A 16,738-nucleotide genomic window follows, 5' to 3' on the forward strand; every position below is an offset into this window, starting at 1 on the left:
AGCGTTCTGTCAGACGATGCTGCATCAAATGCCACACCGCTATCGCGAGCAGGCTCACTCCTACAGGTTTGGTGTGGGTAGTCAGAACCTGATGTCGGCGGCGGGTTTGACGTCGATGCGCGCCACGGAGCCGGTCAGGTGCGCCAGATCCTTGTTGTGCTCGGTGATGATGTCTTCGGCGCTCATGTTGCCGTTGTCGACGGTGGAATGCGCGTCGGCGGCGAGCACCACGTCATAACCCAGTTGATGGGCCTGGCGCACGGTGGCATTGACGCAGTAATCGGTTTGCAGACCGCAGATGAGCAGTTTTTCGAAATCTTCGCTCGGCAACAGTTTGCGCAAGTCAGTCTGGTAGAACGAATCCGGGGTGGTCTTGCGTACGCGCAAGTCTTTCGGCGATGTATCAAGCCCTTCGGCCAGTTGCCAGCCTTCGGCACCATGGGCCAACGGGCTGTCCTTTTCTTCATGCTGGATCAGCACCACTGGCACACCTGCCTTGCGCGCGCGGGCGCTGAGGCCGTTGATGGTGTCGATTACGCGGTGAATGTCATGGCACTGGTATTCACCCGAGCAGAGGGCGCGCTGGACGTCGATGATCAGCAATGCGGTGGTCATGATGAGCCTTCCTTGATCAGTCCTTGAGACGGGGGCGGATGTGAGCCCGCCCCCTTTTTTACGCTTCTTAGTAACCCAGTGACAAGCCAGTGTTGCGGCGTGGATCGTTGGCGCCGTAGAAACGGTTTTTCCCGACGGGTTTACCCCCCAGCGACGGTGCGCCGACCAGAATCGCGGCGATGTGATTGGCGTCCTGCGGCCCGGCGAATTTGTGGCCCCAGCTTTCGAGGAGCTTCTTCGTGTCGGGGCTGGCGGCGAAGTCTTCGAGGTTGGTTTCTTCCGGCATCCACTGCTGGTGGAAGCGTGGCGCGTCGACCGCCTCCTGCAAGCCCATGCCGTAGTCGATGACATTGAGCATGGTCAGCAACGTCGCGGTGATGATGCGGCTCCCGCCCGGCGTGCCGACCACCATCACCACTTTGCCGTCCTTGGTGACAATGGTCGGGCTCATCGATGACAGCGGTGCCTTGCCCGGGGCAATCGCATTGGCTTCACCCTGCACCAGACCGTACATGTTCGGCACGCCGACCTTGGAGGTGAAGTCGTCCATTTCATCGTTGAGGATCACCCCGGTCTTGCTTGCCATCACGCCGGCGCCGAACCAATCGTTGAGGGTGTAGGTGACCGACACTGCATTGCCCCACTTGTCGACGATCGAATAGTGGGTAGTGTTGCTGCCTTCATGAGGCGCTACACCAGGCTTGAGCTCAGCCGACACGCCGGCCTTTTGCGGCTGGATGGCATCGCGCAGTTTGGTCGCGTAGTTCTTGTCCAGCAGGTGCTCGATCGGATTTTTGACGAAATCCGGATCGCCGAGATAGCTGTTGCGATCGACATACGCGTGACGCATCGCTTCGATCTGGTAGTGCATGCCCTGAGCGGAATGGAAGCCCAGGTCCTTCATCGGATAGCCTTCGAGGATGTTCATGATCTGGCAGATCACCACCCCGCCAGAGCTTGGCGGCGGCGCCGAGACCACGTGGTAACCACGGTAATCACACTCCACCGGTGCCAGTTCGCGGGTCTTGTATTTGTCGAGGTCAGCTTGAGTGATGATGCCTTTGTTGGCCTGACTGGAAGTGACAATGGCATCGGCTACCCAGCCTTTATAGAAGCCATCGGCGCCTTTCTCGGAAATGGTCCGCAGGGTCTTGCCGAGATCCTTTTGCACCAGTTTCTGCCCGACCTGCATCGGCTCGCCTTTGCTGAGGAAGATCGAGCCAGAATCGCGCATGTCCTTCTTGAACACGTCGGTGGCGTACTCCAGCAGTTCGACGTCACCCTGCTCCAGTTCGAAACCGTCTTCCGCCAGTTTGATCGCCGGTGCGATCATTTCCTTGCGTGGCTTGGTCCCGTATTTGCTCAGCGCCAGTTCCATGCCGGACACCGTGCCCGGTACGCCCACCGCCAAATGTCCACGGGTGCTGAGATCGGGAATTACGTTGCCTTCCTTGTCGAGGTACATGTTGGCGGTGGCCGCCAGCGGCGCTTTTTCGCGGAAATCGAGGAAGGTCTTACGCCCGTCCGCCAGTTGAATGGTCATGAAGCCGCCTCCACCGAGGTTGCCCGCTGCGGGGTAAACCACCGCCAGCGCGTACCCCACGGCGACCGCCGCGTCGACGGCATTGCCGCCACTTTTCAGTACGTCGACGCCGACATGGGTGGCCAGATGTTGCGCGGTGACCACCATGCCGTTTTCGGCGGCAACCGGAGCGACTGACGCCGCGTGAGCCATGAGACAGCTGAGTGCCAGTGAGGTCGCTATCAGCGACTTGGCCAAAGGTTCGTACTTCATGAGTCGATCTCTTTTTTGTTGTTTTCAGGGTCTGTGCAAAACAGAGGGGGAACGCTGCAAGAGCACCAAGCAGTATGGTCGGCTTTGCGTATTGCGCCTCCCCGATCAGGCAGTATGCTGGGCGCTGTTGCCGCCCTGATCCGGAGTCTGCCGTCATGCCTTACACGTTCATCACCCTGCCCTCGCCCGTCGGCGAGCTGAAGCTGGTCGCGAACGGTTCACGACTGGCGGCCATCCTCTGGGAAAACGACAAACCGAATCGCGTGCGCCTCGGGCCGATGAGTGAGGCCCCCGACAATCCGATCCTGATTCGAACGGCTCGACAACTTGAAGAATATTTTTCCGGGACGCGTGACTGTTTTGATCTGGAACTGGATTTCGCTGGCACCGACTTTCAGAAAAAGGTCTGGGCGGCGCTGCTGACCATTCCATTCGGCGAGACGCGGACCTACAGCCAGATTGCCGAACAGATAGGCAATCCCAGCGCCGTGCGGGCAGTGGGCGCAGCGAACGGACGCAACCCGATCTCCATTGTCGCGCCGTGTCATCGAGTGATCGGCGCGTCGGGGAAGCTCACCGGGTTTGCCGGTGGGCTAGAGGCGAAAGAGCGCCTGCTGACACTTGAAGGTGGCGACTGGTCGCAGATTGGCAAAACCGGGGATTTGTTTTAGTCAGTCAATACAGATCAAGAGATCGCAGCCTTCGGCAGCTCCTACCTGGAATGCGTTTTCCTGTAGGAGCTGCCGAAGGCTGCGATCTTTTGATTTATTGGGCAAAAAGGTTGTTCATCGCCGCATATTGCAACAGCATGATGGTCTTGGCGTCGCAGATCTCGCCGCGCTGAAACGCCGCCAACGCGTCGTCGAATCGCCACTCCAGCACTTCCAGTTCTTCGGTCTCCTCTTCCAGACCACCACCGTCGCTAACCTTCGATGCGGCGTCGTATTCGGCAATGAAAAAATGCAGTTTCTCGGTCACCGAGCCAGGGCTCATGTAAGCCTCGAACACCTTCTTCACATCGTGCACGCGATACCCGGTTTCCTCTTCGGCTTCATCGCGAATCCGTTGCTCCGGCGATGCACCTTCGAGCAACCCGGCCGCCACCTCGATCAACAAACCATCGTGGCCATTGACGAATACCGGCAAACGAAACTGCCGGGTCAGCACCACCGTGCGCTGCTCGCGGTTGAACAACAGAATCGCTGCACCGTTACCACGGTCGTAGACCTCACGGGTCTGACGCTGCCACTCACCGTTGTTGCGGTGATAGTCGAAGGTGATTTTCTTCAGTAGATACCAGTCATGGGACAACACTTGAGTGTCGACAATGTTGACCCGCTCGGCTGTGTTGGACATGACGCTTGTTCCCGTTTCCTGAGTAAGTCGCCATGGTCGAATAATTGCGCAAACAAAAAAAGCCCGGCAGCGCTACCGGGCTTCTTCATTTGCAACTAACGAGCGATAAACGATTGCTTATCATCGAAAGCTTGCCCTGCGGCGGGTACCCCGTGAATCAACGGCCCATAACGCCGGCTGAACTCCCAGTTGTATGGCACGCCATCCTTGCTGGTACCGTTATCCCAATTCACCGACCAGGTCATCAGGCCTTTGATCGGTATCCCCTTGATCGCCAGACGCTTGAGGACATTCCCGACCACGGTTTTGTCGATCACATAACCGGTGGCTGCCGCATCGTTATTGGCCGGCAGACCGATGACGAACTTGTCCGCCGGGATCCGCGTGAAGCCACGTGTGCCGGTCACCAGACTTTCGGTCAGGTAGTAAAGGAAATCCTCCTTCAGCGCATCGTTGTTCTGCGCAATCCACGCACCCGCGCCGTTGTTCGCCTCCGGTACCCAAACGCCGTCACCGCCCTGGTTGTAGAACTGTGGGGCGATGAAGTCGTAGTAGCCTTCCAGTGCCTGCAAATAGCTGATGTATTTCCCGGTGCTGGTCAGGTACGGAAACTCCGGAGCCATGCTGATGATGAAGTGCTTGCCCTGGCCTGCATAGTGATCCTTGACCAGTTTCAGTGCGGCCGGCAGAACTGTCTTGTTGGCAGCGAAATCAATCGCGCTCTGTTCAAGATCGATGTCCAGACCGTCGAAGCCGTAGGTTTCCACCAGACGAATGATTTCATTGGCCAGCGGTTGTTCCTGACCGCTGCGCAATTCGATGTGCGCATCGGCGCCGCCGAGGGAAATCAACACGGCCCGTCCCTGGCTGTTGAGTACGCCGACCTGGCGGCGGAACTCGGCATCGGAAACGTTGAACGGTTTGAAGGTCGGAATCCCGCTGCCCTTCATAAAAGCGACCGCAACCACGTTGTACTCCTTGGGCACGTCCTCCAGCGAGAGGCTGGCAAAGCGGCCCTGGCGGTAACCATCGCTCGGGCCTGCGGGCCAGTTGTGCCAGAAGCCCATAAGGACCTTTTTGCCGGCAATGCTCGGCATCAGCGAGGCGGCATCGCTCGCCGCGTTTTGCACTAAAGAGAAATCGATTTTTGACATGTTCTAATCCTTCAGAACGTGTGGGTTTGGCGACGCTGCGCCGTTATTTGAAGTCGACGTCGAAAGCCTGATAGAAGGCGTTGCCGGTGTTGGCGACGATCCACATCAGCACGATCACGTGATGGCCTTTTTTGTTGGCCGGCAGTTTCACCGCGTGATTGACCTTGGCCTTCAACTCATTCGGGTAGCTGTAATAAGGCACCTGAGTGTAGAAGTCCTCGAAGAACGGTTGGGCTTCCAGTTGCGCACGGGTAATACGCTGTTTCGGGTCCCAGCCGTCCTTGGTGATCAGCCAGCGGTAGCCGCGGGTGGTGTGCGGTGCGGTGTATTCCCACTTGATTTCGAGGGTTTGTCCCGGGGTGACATTGAGCAGCGGCCAAGTGAACGGACGAGCGAGTTTCTTGCTCATTTCGTCATTGGTGAAGTTCACACAGTCGCGGGCATCGGTCTTGCCGCCGCTGAGGATGTAGCCATCGGCCGGTGGCGTGACGCTGTCCGAGTCGCTCTGGTAAGGCGCCGGAAATGGCCCCGCTGCCAGCGCCGGGAAGTTCTTGCCGCCTTCCATTTCGTTGACCTGCCAGGCGCCGAGCAATCCTTGCTCAATCGCTACCGCACCGCGGCTTGCAGGGGAAATGACACGACCGTGTCGCAGTTGGGTTTGTGGTTGATTCATGTTTTTCACTCCGTTGATTTAAGAACTCTCCTTTCCGAGGAGAGGCCTTCAAGCTAACGGAGACGGATTTTTTGTCCATCGGCGGTTTTGTCGCAGTCAGCAGCCTTGAACCGTAAAAACAGCGCAAACACTGGATGTTTATACAGTCTTTTGCGACAACGCCCACCAGAGATGACGACAAAAGATTACACGCCAATGCTACAAAGACTGCCATTCAGTGATTACGGCAATTGTTCCTGAAACTCCTTTTCGTATTGCCCGGCGAGTTGTTCTTTCTGTTTTTCGCTGAGCAATTTGCCAGCCATCTGGAAGAACTTCTGTTCCTCTTCCTTCAGGTGATGGTGAACTTTGTCAGAGAGCTTTTTGGCGGTGGCCAGCCAGGCCGGGCTGGACATCTCGGTCTCATCGAGTTCTTCCATCATCTCGTCCATTTCATGATGTTCCGCGATGGCGTGGCGGCTCAAATCGACACCGTCATCAAGCTCCATCAACGGAATGTAGAAATGGCGCTCTTCGGCGGTTTCATGGGCCTGGAGTTCTGCCTTGAGCTGTTTGTAGGCTTCGACCCGCTCCGGCGTATCGCCGCTGGTTTCGATCAAGGTCTTGGCGTAAGTACGCTGGCGGTCATGGCTTTCGCGAAGGGCTTCGAAAATATTCATGGGGGTTCCTCATCAACCGCGTGCTGGAATGACGCTGTAAAGCCTAGACCCCGAGGCGAGAGCGGCAGTTCCACCGGGTTGAAGAAGGGCTTGGAAGATGGCCGCGGGGCAGGATAGGCTGCGAATTCAAACAACAAGGAAGTCATGCATGAACTTGCGCATCGAGCTGTCACAAAACCCGACCGAAGAAGAACGCACAGCCATCCTCGCGCCGCTGCGTGCGCACAACGTTGCCAACGCCGGACCGTCGACCTTCGAGCCGATCGCTCTGTTAGTGCGTGATGAACACGACGCGATCCTCGGAGGTTTGTATGCCCACACGTTCTATCGTTGGCTGTTCATTGAGTTACTGGCCGTGCCGGAGCAAGGTCGCGGCAAGGGTATCGGCTCGCAGTTGATGCAGAGGGCGGAAGATCTGGCACGGGAAAAAGACTGCGTTGGCATCTGGCTCGACACCTTCTCCTTCCAGGCACCGGAGTTTTACAAGAAGCTTGGATTTAGCGAATGCGGAGAGATTCTGGATTATCCACTGGGGCATAAGCGGCATTTCTTCCAGAAGCGATTGATCGGTTGAATGTTGCGGCCCCTTCGTCGGAAGGCCATCCGGAGCGAGCCTGCTCCGGGCGGCCTTCCGGCGAAGGCGGGTTGAGCATCACTGCGACAATTGCCCCTACAGGCAGGTCGCCAACGCCGCCAACCGGCGCTTGGCGACAAAGTCATCCTTCTGCGCGTAGTAATTCAACGTCGTGCCCGATGCCTGGGTAATCACGTCGACAAACGACTCTGCCGAACGGGTGTACACCGTCGTCCCGCCGGACTTGCGCGGTTCCAGATACGCCGCCGCATCCACACCGAACACCGCTTCGTCCTGCCAAACAAACTGCACACACTGCGCCACGACTTTTTCAGCCTTGTCCGACGTCAACACCTTGTACGGGGTTTTCGTGCGAGCATCGTCCATCACCGAGCCTGCGCAACCGGCCAGCAATGTCGCGGCCAGCGCTACCATCAGAATTCGCATTGCATTCGCTCATTCAGAAAAAAGCGGACTGTATCATCGCAGCAGCAGGAATCGTTCTGCTTTACTGCATTTATAGCGCGACACGCGCAGGTCGCTGCGGCAACCTAAGCTCATCAGCCTCACAAGGAAAACACATGGCGCCTACCGACCAGCGACATGAACATGCCCTGAAAGTGTTTCTCGACGCGCGTCCCGAACTGCGCGAAACCCTCGATCACCTCAACCCGTTGCTGGCCCAGGCCAAAGGCGAAACTCAAGCGCAGTATCGCGAAGAGCGACTGCATGAAGCGTTTGAGGCTGAAGCGGAAAGTCTCGGGCTGTTTGCCTGGGAGCTCACCTTGCAACTGACCGCTGATTCGTCTGAGGAATACCAGGCGCAGCGTCTGGAAGTGCATCGCGAAGTCGCGGAAATGGCCGGAATGGATTGGCTGGAATATTGCGATCTGTATGGCATAGAGCCGTAACCTCCGCCTAAGGACACCGCCACTCATGCTGCCATCCGCCTCGACTCACCGCGCCAGCCCCGGCCACCTGCACACACAGAAGTGGCGCGGGCGGATTGGTCTGGCGCTGGTGGCCAGCCTCTCGGTACTGGCCGGAATGACCGACGCCATTGGCTTTATGGCCAGCGGCGACTTCGTCTCGTTCATGAGCGGCAACACCACCCGACTTGCCGTGGCAATCAGCGATGGCGATGTCGGGTTGACCGTGCGCCTGGTGATTCTCGTCGCAACGTTCGTTGTCGGTAATGCTTTGGGTGTTGTAGTTGCACGCTTGGGCGGACGCCGGACGCTGCCTCTGCTGCTGTGTATCGCCACCCTGCTGTGCGCGGCGGCGGCCTGGCCATTCGACACGCAACTGCCAGCGCTGCTGGCGGCGATCATAGCGATGGGCATGCTCAACGCGGCGGTCGAAGAAGTGAATGGCTTGCCGGTCGGGCTGACTTACGTGACTGGCGCGTTGTCGCGGTTCGGCCGTGGATTGGGCCGCTGGATGCTTGGCGAACGGCGCAGCGGCTGGCGGGTGCAGCTGGTGCCCTGGAGCGGAATGTTTCTCGGCGCGATTCTGGGCGCAGTGCTGGAGCATCATCTTGGACTCAAGGCGATGTTCGTCAGCGGGTTGCTGGCCGCGATGATCGGGCTGCTCTCCCTGAAAATTCCGCGGCGCTGGCAACTGGGCTACATGCCTCGCTAATCAACGCCCGCCCCGTGCTCCCTGTAGGAGCTGTCGAGTGAAACGAGGCTGCGATCTTTTGATCTTGTTTTTCAAAATCAAAATCAACAGATCGCAGCGTGCCGCAGCTCCTACAGAGATCGTGTTTCCCTGTAAGCGCTGCGATCCTTTGCGGCCTGCAATGCTTTATCATGGCCGCAGTTTTGCTGATCGAGTCCGTCATGAAGTTTGCCATCGCGCTGTTTTCCGCCGCCCATGCGCCCTCCTCGCGCCGCGCCCTGCTGTTTGCGCAGGCTGCGCTGGCCGGCGGGCATGAGATCGTCCGGCTGTTTTTCTATCAGGACGGCGTTTATAACGCCTCGGATGCGCTCGTCACTCCGCAGGACGAACTGGATTTGCCCAAACAATGGCGCAGCTTCATAACCGAGCAGAATCTGGATGGCGTGGTGTGTATCGCCGCCGCCCTGCGTCGCGGTGCGCTCAACGCTGAAGAAGCCAAACGCTATCAACGTGACGCCGTCTCAGTCAGCGCGCCGTGGGAATTGTCCGGCCTCGGTCAGTTGCATGACGCGGTGCAAGACGCCGACCGTTTGATCTGCTTTGGAGGTGCGTGAGATGGCCAAGTCCCTGTTGATCATCAGCCGCCAGTCGCCGTGGTCTGGCCCCGGCGCTCGCGAAGCGCTGGACATCGTGCTGGCCGGTGGCGCCTTCGATCTGCCCGTTGGCTTGCTGTTTCTGGATGATGGCGTGCTGCAACTCGCCGCCGGGCAAAACGCCAAGGCCCTGCAACAGAAAGACCTCAGCGCCAACCTGCAGGCGCTGCCGATGTTCGGCGTAGAAGAACTGTTTTACTGCGCCGACAGCGCCAGCACACGCGGTCTCGGCAATCTGTCGCTGGCCGAAGCGCAGCCGCTGGCCGCCGAACAAATCACCGCCCTTATTGACCGTTACGACCAGGTGATCACCCTCTGATGTCGACTTTGCATGTGTTGTCTCATTCCCCGTTCGGCGACGATCGCCTGAGCAGTTGCCTGCGCCTGATCGGCAGCGCTGATGCCCTGCTGCTGTCCGGCGATGCCGTCTATGCATTGCAACCGGGCACAGCGCCATTCACCGATCTGCAAAGCCGCCAGATCAAACTGTGGGTTCTGGCCGAAGATGCACAGGCTCGCGCCATCGAAGTCCCGGACTGGGCCGAAGCGATCGATTACCCGGCCTTCGTCGAACTGTCGATACACCACGACAAGGTCAACAGCTGGCTATGAATTCCATGACCGTCGGCGCCCGCGCCATCGAACTGGACAAGGATGGCTTTCTCGTCGATCTCAGCGACTGGTCGGCTGAGGTCGCCAGCGCCCTCGCCGCTGCCGAAGAGATCGAGTTGACTCCGGAGCACTGGGAAGTCCTCGAGCTGCTGCGCAGCTTCTACGCCGAATTCCAGCTGTCACCGGCCACCCGGCCGTTGATCAAGTACACCGCGTTGAAACTCGGCCCGGACAAAGGCAACAGCCTGCACCTGAACCGACTGTTCAAAGGCACCCCCGCCAAACTCGCCGCGAAACTGGCGGGCCTGCCCAAACCGACGAATTGCTTATGACCGACTTTCCAGCGCTGACCCTCGAAACGCCTGCCGAACATCCGTTCGCTCAATTCGTGCGCATCCTCGGCAAGGGCAAACGCGGCGCCCGCGACCTGACCCGTGAAGAAGCCCGCGAAGCGATGGGCCTGGTGCTCGACGACAAGGTCGAAGACACCCAGCTCGGCGCGTTCCTGATGTTGCTGCGGCACAAAGAAGAAAGCGCCGAGGAGATGGCCGGTTTCACCGAAGCGCTGCGCGAGCGCTTGCAGGCCCCCAAGCTGAACGTCGATCTGGACTGGCCGACCTATGCCGGCAAAAAGCGCCATCTGCCGTGGTACCTGCTGGCAGCCAAGTGTCTGGCACAGAACGGAGTGCGCATCTTTATGCACGGCGGCGGCGCGCACACGGCCGGGCGGCTGTACAGCGAGCAATTGCTCGGCGAATTGAACATCCCGTTGTGCCGGACCTGGCAGCAGGCCGGCACGGCGCTGGACAACGGCGGGCTGGCGTTCATGCCGCTGGTGGACTGGGCGCCACAACTGCAGAAGATGATCGACCTGCGCAACACCCTTGGCCTGCGCTCGCCGATTCATTCCCTGGCGCGGATTCTCAATCCGCTGGGCGCGCGTTGTGGGCTGCAGAGTATTTTCCATCCTGGCTATCAGGCCGTGCATCGCGATGCCAGCGGCTTGCTTGGCGACACGGCGATTGTGGTCAAGGGTGACGGCGGCGAAATCGAGATCAACCCGGATGCCGACAGTCACTTGTACGGCACCACTGGCGGCGAGAGCTGGGACGAGGAATGGCCGCAATTGTCGGCGCAGCGCCACGTCAAACCGGCAACTTTGGACGTTGAACATCTGAAAGCGGTGTGGCGTGGTGAGGTGGTCGACAGTTACCCGCAAATGGCCTTGATTGCGACCATGGCGCTGGCCTTGCGCGGACTCGGCCAAAGCCGTGAGCAAGCCTTCGCCACCGCCGAGCAATACTGGGCCGCGCGGAACAAATCGATTTAACCGATCATTCACGCCCGATCTTTGCGCTTTTTGTTCGAACTCATCGGAATAGACTCGACTCCAACGATTATTGGTTTACGGAGTCTTGATCATGGGTTTACTCGTCGATGGCCACTGGCAGGACAAGTGGTACGAAAGCAGCAAGGACGGCGCGTTCCAGCGCGAACAGGCCAAACGCCGCAACTGGGTCACCGCCAACGGTGAACCCGGCCCCAGCGGTGAAGGCGGTTTTGCCGCTGAAGCCGGGCGCTATCACCTCTACGTTTCCCTCGCCTGTCCATGGGCGCATCGCACGCTAATCCTGCGCAAGCTCAAAGGCCTGGAAAGTCTGATCGACGTCTCGGTGGTCAGTTGGCTGATGCTGGAAAACGGCTGGACCTTCGACACGGCACTCGGCTCAACCGGCGACAAGCTCGATGGCTTCGACTTCATGCACCAGCGCTATACCGCCGACACGGCCGATTACACCGGCCGCGTTACTGTGCCGGTGCTGTGGGACAAGAAGCTCAAACGCATCGTCAGCAACGAATCAGCGGAGATCATCCGCATGTTCAACAGCGCGTTTGATGATCTGACCGGCAATGATCTGGATTTCTACCCAGCACCGTTGCGCGGTGAAATTGATGCGTTGAACGAGCGAATCTATCCGGCCGTGAACAACGGCGTTTATCGCGCAGGCTTTGCGACGTCGCAACAGGCTTATGAAGAAGCGTTCGATGAGGTGTTTGCCGAACTCGATCACCTTGAAGGCGTTTTAAGCGCAAACCGCTATCTGAGCGGCGAATACCTCACTGAAGCTGACGTGCGCCTGTTCACTACGATCATCCGGTTTGATGCGGTGTATCACGGGCACTTCAAGTGCAATCTGCGGCGCATTGCCGATTATCCGAACCTGTCGAACTGGCTGCGGGAGATGTATCAGTTGCCGGGGATTGCCGAGACGGTGGATTTCCAGCACATCAAGAATCACTACTACGGCAGTCACAAGACGATTAACCCGACGGGGGTTGTGCCGAAGGGGCCGGAGCAGGATTTCACCGTGGCGCATGATCGGGCGCGGTTGGCTGGGAAAGGGGTTTGGTTGAAGGGTTAATAGCAAAAAGCAAAAGATCGCAGCCTTCGGCAGCTCCTACAGGGAACGCATTCTCATGTAGGAGCTGCCGAAGGCTGCGATCTTTTGATCTGACTCAGACCTGCGCCTGAGCCCCTTCGAACCACGCCAGTTTCTCGCGCAGTTGCACCACTTCACCAACGATCACCAGTGTCGGCGCATGCACTTCATGCTCCGCCACCAATCGCGGCAGATCGGCCAGCGTGCCGGTAAAGACCCGCTGATTGACCGTGGTGCCCTGCTGAATCAATGCCGCCGGGGTATCGGCTGAACGACCATGCTTGATCAATTGTTCACAAATGACCGGCAAGCCGACCAGACCCATATAGAACACCAGCGTCTGCGCCGGGGCGACGAGGTCGGCCCATGGCAGATCGGTGGAACCGTCCTTCAAATGGCCGGTGACAAAGCGCACCGACTGCGCGTGATCACGATGGGTCAGCGGAATCCCGGCATACGCCGCGCAACCGCTGGCTGCGGTGATACCCGGCACGACCTGGAACGGAATGCCGTGAGCGGCCAGTTCTTCGATCTCTTCGCCGCCACGGCCGAAGATAAACGGATCGCCGCCCTTCAACCGCACCACACGTTTGCCGGCCTTGGCCAGATCGACCAGTTGCTGGTTGATCTGATCCTGCGGCACGGCGTGATCAGCACGACGTTTGCCGACATAAACCCGCTCGGCATCGCGACGGCATAGCTCAAGAATCGCAGGTGCAACCAAACGGTCGTACAGCACCACGTCGGCTTGCTGCATCAGGCGCAAGGCCTTGAAGGTCAGCAGGTCCGGATCGCCCGGGCCCGCGCCGACCAGATACACCTCGCCGGTGGTGACCATGGCTTCGCCATCGATCTTGGCTTGCAGCAGACGTTCGGCCTCGGCGCCCTGCCCGGCCAGTTGCCGATCGGCAATCGGTCCCTGAAATACATCTTCCCAGAAACCACGACGCTGCTGCACATCCGGAAACAGGCTTTTCACCTGATTACGGAAACGCGCGGCGAGCCCGGCCAATTGGCCGTATGTCGACGGAATCCAGGTTTCGATCTTGGCGCGGATCAAACGCGCCAGCACCGGTGCATCGCCGCCGCTGGACACGGCAATGATCAGCGGCGAGCGATCGACGATCGCCGGGAAGATCACGCTGCACAAGGCCGGCGCGTCGACCACGTTGACCGGCACGCAGCGCTTATGAGCATCGGTGGAGACTTGTGCGTTCAGTGTCTCATCGTCGGTAGCGGCAATAATCAGCCCGCAACCGTCCAGATCTGCCTCGACGTAACCACGCAACAGGCATTCACCGCCAGAAGCAGCGACCAGCTCACGCAGTTGCGTTTCGATTTCAGGTGCGACCACCCGCAGCAGCGCACCGGCATCGGCCAGCAGGCGGGATTTGCGCAAGGCAATTTCCCCCCCACCGACGACCAACACACGACTGCCGCGCAGGTTGTGAAACAGCGGCAGATATTTCATTTAGCCGATGACCTCAAGGCCACCCATGTACGGCTTCAGCACGTCCGGCACACGGATCGAACCATCGGCCTGCTGGTAGTTTTCCAGCACAGCCACCAGGGTACGGCCAACAGCCAGACCGGAACCGTTCAAGGTGTGCACCAGCTCAGGCTTGCCGGTTTCCGGGTTACGGAAACGCGCCTGCATGCGACGGGCCTGGAAATCGCCGCAGTTCGAGCACGAGGAGATTTCGCGGTACTTGTCCTGGCTCGGGATCCACACTTCCAGATCGTAAGTCTTGACCGCGCTGAAGCCCATGTCGCCGGTGCACAGTGCCAGGGTGCGATAAGGCAGACCGAGCAATTGCAGCACCTTTTCAGCGTTGGCAGTCAGACCTTCCAGCGCTTCCATCGAAGTCGATGGCTCAACGATCTGGACCATTTCAACTTTGTCGAACTGGTGCTGACGGATCATGCCGCGCGTGTCGCGACCCGACGCACCGGCTTCGCTGCGGAAGCAAGGGGTATGGGCAACGAACTTGATCGGCAGCAGTTTCGAATCGACGATTTCACCGGCCACGATGTTGGTCAGCGATACTTCGGCTGTCGGGATCAGGTACAGATCGGCTTCGCCTTCGCGCGCGATCTTGAACAGGTCTTCTTCGAACTTCGGCAGTTGACCGGTGCCTTGCAGTGCCGGGGCCTGAACCAGATAAGGCGTGTACGCCTCTTCGTAGCCGTGCTCGTTGACGTGCAGGTTGATCATGAACTGCGCCAGTGCGCGGTGCAGACGGGCGATCGGGCCACGCAGCAAGGCGAAACGGGCGCCGGACAGTTTGGCGGCGGTTTCGAAATCCAGCCAGCCGAACTTCTCGCCCAGCGCCACGTGGTCTTTCACTTCGAAATCGAATGCAGTCGGCGTGCCCCAGCGGCGCACTTCAACGTTGTCGTCTTCGTCTTTGCCGACCGGAACGGATTCGTGTGGCAGGTTCGGGATACCGAGCAGGATCGAGTCCAGTTCGGTCTGGATCGCGTCCAGCTCGACTTTACCGGCACTCAGTTCGCCCGCCATGCGCTCGACGTCCGCCATCAACGGCGCGATGTCTTCGCCGCGCTGCTTGGCCTGACCGATGGATTTGGAACGCGCGTTACGCTCAGCCTGCAGTGCTTCGGTGCGGGTCTGGACGGTCTTGCGCTGTTCTTCCAGCGCTTCGATGCGCGCGGTATCCAGGGCAAAGCCACGGGAAGCCAGGCGGTCCGCTACGTCCTGAAGGTTGCTACGTAACAGTTTGGAATCGAGCATGTCGGTTTCTCGTTATCAAAGTTTGGTCAAAGACAGGCCAGCCCACGTCGCGAGCAGCCCGCCGAATACGCTGAGTGCCGCATAGCCCAAGGCCAGCGGCACTTGCCCGCTTTCCAGCAGGCGCACCGTATCCAGTGAAAAGGATGAAAAAGTCGTCAGCCCCCCGAGGAAGCCGACCATCAACCCGGCACGCACCTCGATCGGCACCTCCGGGCGTATCAAAAACAGGCCGTACAACACGCCAATCAGCAGACAGCCCACGATATTAACGGCCAGCGTCGCGGTATAGAAGTGCCGCGGCCAATTGGCGTTGACCCAATTGCCGGTAGCGAAGCGCAACAAGGTGCCGGCAACCCCGCCGGCGGAGACCGCAATGATCAATGGAAGCACTATTTTCTCCGTTGCCGAGGGCTTAAACGGTCAAGTTGAGCGAGGTGGTTGAGCTTCTCGCCGATCTTCAACTCCAGGCCGCGCGGCACCGGTTGGTAAAACGGTATCGGCTCGAGTTCTTCCGGGAAATAGTCTTCGCCGGCGGCGTAGGCGTCTGGTTCGTCATGGGCGTAGCGGTATTCGTCGCCGTAGCCCAATTGTTTCATCAGTTTGGTCGGTGCGTTGCGCAGGTGCAGCGGCACTTCCAGCGAGCCGTTTTCGGCGGCGGCACGCAGCGCGGTTTTGAAGCCCATGTATACCGCGTTGCTTTTTGGCGCACAGGCCAGATAAGTAATGGCTTGAGCCACCGCCAACTCACCTTCGGGGCTGCCGAGGCGTTCCTGCACTTCCCACGCGGCGAGGCACAGGCTCAATGCGCGCGGGTCGGCGTTGCCGATGTCTTCGCTGGCCATGCGCACTACGCGTCGGGCCAGGTACAGCGGATCGCAACCGCCGTCGATCATCCGCGCAAACCAGTACAGCGCGCCATCGGGGTTGGAGCCGCGCACGGATTTGTGCAGCGCCGAGATCTGGTCGTAGAACGCTTCGCCGCCCTTGTCGAAACGCCGGCGCGTGTCGCCGAGCAGGCTTTGCAGCAGATCGATGCCCATCTCGCTGTTGTCATCGGCCAGATCGGAGGCATTCTCCAGCAGATTGAGCAGACGCCGGCCATCGCCATCGGCGGCCGATAGCAGCATCTGAAAACCCTCATCACTGAGGGTCAAGTTACGTTTGCCCAGCCCGCGCTCTTCGGTGAGCGCGCGGTGCACCAGTTTGCGCAGCGCCGCTTCGTCGAGGCTTTTCAGCACGTAGACGCGGGCGCGCGACAACAGAGCGTTGTTGAGCTCGAACGAAGGGTTTTCGGTGGTGGCGCCGATGAAGATCAGCGTGCCGTCTTCAACGTACGGCAGGAATGCGTCCTGCTGGGACTTGTTGAAGCGGTGCACTTCATCGACGAACAGAATCGTGCGCTTGCCGTACTGGCCGGCCTGCTGCTTGGCGATTTCAACGGCCTGACGGATCTCCTTGACCCCGGCGAGCACCGCCGAGACCGTTTCGAAGTGCGCATCGGAGACTTCCGCAAGCAACCGCGCCAAGGTGGTTTTACCCACGCCCGGCGGGCCCCAGAAGATCATCGAATGCAGGGCACCCTGCTCCAGCGCCTCACGCAGAGGTTTGCCGCGAGCGAGCACGTGCTCCTGACCGACGTACTCATCCAGATTGGTCGCACGCAAACGCGCGGCCAGTGGCTGGGCAATCGGTGCACTGCGAAACAGATCCATCACGTAGCGTTGAAACCTCTATTTTGCCGATCATTGACCCTGTAGGAGTGAGCCTGCTCGCGATAGCGGTGGGTCAGACGATGAAGATGTGACTGACAAATCCAATCGCGAGCAGGCTCACT

Annotated in this window: 20 protein-coding genes and 1 pseudogene; 10 read left to right on the plus strand and 11 right to left on the minus strand. The window is 59.3% G+C overall.

All coding sequences use genetic code 11. The features are described from left to right. Positions 1 to 81: 81 nt before the first annotated feature. Both PMI23_RS11590 and ggt read right to left on the minus strand, forming a co-directional pair. Positions 82 to 615, minus strand: coding sequence for a cysteine hydrolase family protein (locus tag PMI23_RS11590; protein ID WP_007908113.1), 534 nt, complete (start codon positions 613 to 615; stop codon positions 82 to 84). A 67-nt stretch (positions 616 to 682) separates the two neighbouring features. Further along, positions 683 to 2,410 (minus strand): gamma-glutamyltransferase, encoded by a 1,728-nt coding sequence (gene ggt / locus PMI23_RS11595; RefSeq protein WP_007908112.1) that lies wholly within the window; start codon positions 2,408 to 2,410, stop codon positions 683 to 685. A 155-nt stretch (positions 2,411 to 2,565) separates the two neighbouring features. Here ggt and PMI23_RS11600 point away from each other — a divergent pair, with 155 nt between their 5' ends. Continuing rightward, positions 2,566 to 3,081: a methylated-DNA--[protein]-cysteine S-methyltransferase gene (locus tag PMI23_RS11600; protein WP_007908110.1), complete on the plus strand. Its 516-nt coding sequence runs from the start codon at positions 2,566 to 2,568 to the stop codon at positions 3,079 to 3,081. Positions 3,082 to 3,175: 94 nt separating this feature from the next. Here the strand turns inward: PMI23_RS11600 and PMI23_RS11605 are convergent, their stop codons facing one another. The 4 genes and pseudogenes from PMI23_RS11605 to PMI23_RS11620 form a co-directional block, all read right to left on the minus strand. Continuing rightward, on the minus strand, positions 3,176 to 3,766 hold the full coding sequence (locus PMI23_RS11605; RefSeq protein ID WP_007908109.1) for an NUDIX domain-containing protein: 591 nt from the start codon (positions 3,764 to 3,766) through the stop codon (positions 3,176 to 3,178). A 152-nt stretch (positions 3,767 to 3,918) separates the two neighbouring features. Beyond that, a pseudogene (locus tag PMI23_RS11610) lies at positions 3,919 to 4,920 on the minus strand (chitinase); the annotation flags it as partial. Positions 4,921 to 4,963: 43 nt separating this feature from the next. Continuing rightward, positions 4,964 to 5,593 (minus strand): lytic polysaccharide monooxygenase auxiliary activity family 9 protein, encoded by a 630-nt coding sequence (locus PMI23_RS11615; protein WP_007908105.1) that lies wholly within the window; start codon positions 5,591 to 5,593, stop codon positions 4,964 to 4,966. A gap of 221 nt (positions 5,594 to 5,814) precedes the next feature. After that, positions 5,815 to 6,252 carry a hemerythrin domain-containing protein gene (locus tag PMI23_RS11620; protein WP_007908104.1) on the minus strand — a complete coding sequence of 146 codons (438 nt, stop codon included), beginning with the start codon at positions 6,250 to 6,252 and terminating at the stop codon, positions 5,815 to 5,817. 148 nt (positions 6,253 to 6,400) lie between these two features. Here PMI23_RS11620 and PMI23_RS11625 point away from each other — a divergent pair, with 148 nt between their 5' ends. Continuing rightward, positions 6,401 to 6,826: a GNAT family N-acetyltransferase gene (locus PMI23_RS11625; protein WP_007908103.1), complete on the plus strand. Its 426-nt coding sequence runs from the start codon at positions 6,401 to 6,403 to the stop codon at positions 6,824 to 6,826. 96 nt (positions 6,827 to 6,922) lie between these two features. On the opposite strand, the gene PMI23_RS11630 is transcribed toward PMI23_RS11625, so the two are convergent. Further along, entirely contained in the window at positions 6,923 to 7,273 is a 351-nt protein-coding gene (locus PMI23_RS11630; protein WP_007908102.1) for a hypothetical protein, read from the minus strand. A 134-nt stretch (positions 7,274 to 7,407) separates the two neighbouring features. Between PMI23_RS11630 and PMI23_RS11635 the strand changes: the two genes are divergently transcribed. From PMI23_RS11635 to PMI23_RS11670, 8 genes are all read left to right on the plus strand, one after another. Next, on the plus strand, positions 7,408 to 7,737 hold the full coding sequence (locus tag PMI23_RS11635) for a DUF6388 family protein (protein WP_007908101.1): 330 nt from the start codon (positions 7,408 to 7,410) through the stop codon (positions 7,735 to 7,737). A gap of 25 nt (positions 7,738 to 7,762) precedes the next feature. Further along, positions 7,763 to 8,467: a YoaK family protein gene (locus tag PMI23_RS11640; protein ID WP_007908096.1), complete on the plus strand. Its 705-nt coding sequence runs from the start codon at positions 7,763 to 7,765 to the stop codon at positions 8,465 to 8,467. Between the two features lie 200 nt (positions 8,468 to 8,667). Next, positions 8,668 to 9,060 (plus strand): sulfurtransferase complex subunit TusD, encoded by a 393-nt coding sequence (tusD, locus tag PMI23_RS11645; RefSeq protein WP_007908093.1) that lies wholly within the window; start codon positions 8,668 to 8,670, stop codon positions 9,058 to 9,060. 1 nt (position 9,061) lies between these two features. After that, positions 9,062 to 9,418: a sulfurtransferase complex subunit TusC gene (tusC, locus tag PMI23_RS11650; RefSeq protein WP_007908091.1), complete on the plus strand. Its 357-nt coding sequence runs from the start codon at positions 9,062 to 9,064 to the stop codon at positions 9,416 to 9,418. Continuing rightward, on the plus strand, positions 9,418 to 9,711 hold the full coding sequence (gene tusB, locus PMI23_RS11655) for a sulfurtransferase complex subunit TusB (protein ID WP_007908088.1): 294 nt from the start codon (positions 9,418 to 9,420) through the stop codon (positions 9,709 to 9,711). Before tusC ends, tusB begins: the two co-directional genes overlap by 1 nt. Next, positions 9,708 to 10,043 carry a TusE/DsrC/DsvC family sulfur relay protein gene (locus PMI23_RS11660; RefSeq protein WP_007908084.1) on the plus strand — a complete coding sequence of 112 codons (336 nt, stop codon included), beginning with the start codon at positions 9,708 to 9,710 and terminating at the stop codon, positions 10,041 to 10,043. The genes tusB and PMI23_RS11660 overlap by 4 nt, the downstream gene beginning before the upstream one ends. Beyond that, on the plus strand, positions 10,040 to 11,041 hold the full coding sequence (locus PMI23_RS11665) for a glycosyl transferase family protein (protein WP_007949829.1): 1,002 nt from the start codon (positions 10,040 to 10,042) through the stop codon (positions 11,039 to 11,041). Before PMI23_RS11660 ends, PMI23_RS11665 begins: the two co-directional genes overlap by 4 nt. A gap of 91 nt (positions 11,042 to 11,132) precedes the next feature. Then, positions 11,133 to 12,134 (plus strand): glutathione S-transferase family protein, encoded by a 1,002-nt coding sequence (locus PMI23_RS11670; RefSeq protein ID WP_007908082.1) that lies wholly within the window; start codon positions 11,133 to 11,135, stop codon positions 12,132 to 12,134. A 94-nt stretch (positions 12,135 to 12,228) separates the two neighbouring features. Here the strand turns inward: PMI23_RS11670 and cysG are convergent, their stop codons facing one another. From cysG to PMI23_RS11690, 4 genes are read right to left on the minus strand one after another with little or no spacing between them, the layout of a single operon-like run. Next, positions 12,229 to 13,623, minus strand: coding sequence for a siroheme synthase CysG (cysG, locus tag PMI23_RS11675; RefSeq protein WP_007908081.1), 1,395 nt, complete (start codon positions 13,621 to 13,623; stop codon positions 12,229 to 12,231). After that, a complete protein-coding gene (gene serS / locus PMI23_RS11680) occupies positions 13,624 to 14,904 on the minus strand; it encodes a serine--tRNA ligase (RefSeq protein ID WP_007908080.1) in 1,281 nt (426 codons plus the stop codon). A 15-nt stretch (positions 14,905 to 14,919) separates the two neighbouring features. Continuing rightward, the gene (gene crcB / locus PMI23_RS11685; RefSeq protein ID WP_007908079.1) at positions 14,920 to 15,294 is read right to left on the minus strand and encodes a fluoride efflux transporter CrcB; all 375 of its coding nucleotides are present in this window, start codon (positions 15,292 to 15,294) and stop codon (positions 14,920 to 14,922) included. After that, the gene (locus PMI23_RS11690; RefSeq protein ID WP_007908078.1) at positions 15,294 to 16,616 is read right to left on the minus strand and encodes a replication-associated recombination protein A; all 1,323 of its coding nucleotides are present in this window, start codon (positions 16,614 to 16,616) and stop codon (positions 15,294 to 15,296) included. Before PMI23_RS11690 ends, crcB begins: the two co-directional genes overlap by 1 nt. Between the last annotated feature and the right edge of the window lie 122 nt (positions 16,617 to 16,738).

It is taken from the genome of Pseudomonas sp. GM24 (assembly GCF_000282235.1).
Taxonomy (GTDB): Bacteria; Pseudomonadota; Gammaproteobacteria; order Pseudomonadales; family Pseudomonadaceae; genus Aquipseudomonas.